Source organism: Microcystis sp. M49636_WE2 (assembly GCF_030065375.1).
In the GTDB taxonomy this organism is placed as follows: Bacteria; Cyanobacteriota; Cyanobacteriia; order Cyanobacteriales; family Microcystaceae; genus Microcystis; species Microcystis aeruginosa_C.
In genome coordinates this window covers 1-1,557 of the sequence record NZ_JASJFG010000514.1, presented here as the reverse complement: position 1 = coordinate 1,557, position 1,557 = coordinate 1, and the positions used below count along the sequence as shown (strand labels likewise).

Genomic DNA, 1,557 nt, shown 5'->3' with positions numbered 1-1,557 from the left:
GAATTAGTGCAATTGCCTGAAGGTAATCCTTTCCAAGAGAATTTACTGGAAATTCTGGCCAACTGGCGCAAGAGTTTGGAATTAAGAGATAATTTAAGTGCCGAAGAACAGGAGGACATTATGAACCTATCACCAGCTTATTTACAACAACGAGAAGAGTGGAAACAAGAAGGAATACAAGAAGGGATACAACGAGGCAGTTTAGAAGGACAACTATCCCTGATAACCAGTCTTCTGGAAGGACGTTTTGGCAGCCTAGATGCAGAATTATCTGGTCTGGTGGAACAGATTGCCCAACTTCCTATCTCGGAACGCACCGGGTTACTTCTTTCTCTGGCTAATTTATCTCGCTCAGAACTGTTAGAAAGATTCAGGGAAAATTAAACTTTCACTCCCCCTAAGCTAGGAAAAACTATTCCCAAGCATTAATGGTAGTATATCTGCTGAATTATGGGCAAATCTCGCTCGCAGAACACATGAGTAGAAAACGGGTTTCTCGGAGAAACCCGTTTTCTGTGCGTTACTCAACGGATTTAGTATGACAACTGATAAAAACCCCTCTAATTAATGAAAGGGAATTGTCGGATTTTATTGATGGTATTAGGAGACTTTTGTGGTTTCTTTTTCTGAGGATTTGGAGGATTTCAATTGGCGCTTGAGGGTTGAAGCTGCGCCGAGAGTGCCGAGGACGAGGAGACTGAGGGTTGAGGTGGGTTCAGGCACTAGCATAGTACCGGTGTTGGTATTGGTAAAAGAGAAGCTCAGGTCATTGTAATTAAATGGACCATTAAACAGATCTTCAAAGCTGACTAAAGTTTTGTTTGGCATCCAGTTTTCTTGCACTCTGGCATGAGTCTTGTTGTCTGGATTTCGGCTAGCGGGTCCGGTAAAAAAGTTATTCCCTGTATTTTGGACAAACAGTCGGAATATCAATTCAGCACCGATAGAAAAAGAACCTAATGATACCGTACTACCCACTGTCGAAGAGAGATTATTGAAGATAAAAAGATCGTTAGAAAAATCTCCATCGTCACCAGGGTTGCCTAATCCATCAAGCATTAAGTACAAACTGTTGCTGAACGAGGCAGAATTGCCCTCATAAGTCGCTATTACTGGAGAAGTATTACTTACCAACACTTTTATCCCTTCAGTGCCTGGGGATGCTATGGGAAAGGAATATGCCGCCATCGGAGCGGAGACAACCGCCCCAAAAACTGCTCCTAGTGAGAAATACCAAACGTGATTCATTATCTTTCTCCTGTGTTAACTTTACAGTGTTAATTTCACGTCCGTATGATACACATTACCCCCCCCCACAAATGTATTCTAAGCTACATTTTTATAAATATTTACATTACTCTCCGTCAGGCTTCTTTGGCAAGGTTAAGAGCGATCGCATTCTATCTTTTGGTAGTTAATAATGCCGTTGACAAGAGCTAAGTTAAGATTGAAGGGCATTCAGTTGTTAATTCGTGTAATTCTTGAGTAGGGCGAAAATATGACGACACTACTTGTACAAGCGACCTCGGCTCCTTTGATGATTGATCTTCCTTGGAT

General features: G+C 41.8%; 1 protein-coding gene and 1 pseudogene. One reads left to right on the top strand and one right to left on the bottom strand.

What is annotated here, in order from left to right; translation table 11 throughout:
- Positions 1–384, top strand: a pseudogene (locus PX484_RS11975) (hypothetical protein); the annotation flags it as partial.
- A gap of 216 nt (positions 385–600) precedes the next feature.
- Here PX484_RS11975 and PX484_RS11970 read toward each other — a convergent pair.
- On the bottom strand, positions 601–1,248 hold the full coding sequence (locus PX484_RS11970; RefSeq protein ID WP_045356323.1) for a PEP-CTERM sorting domain-containing protein: 648 nt from the start codon (positions 1,246–1,248) through the stop codon (positions 601–603).
- Positions 1,249–1,557 lie beyond the last annotated feature (309 nt).

Bases quoted from the DNA above. Each gene is read 5' to 3' on its own strand.
- PX484_RS11970 (WP_045356323.1), bottom strand. From the start codon at position 1,248: ATGAATCACGTTTGGTATTTCTCACTAGGAGCAGTTTTTGGGGCGGTT.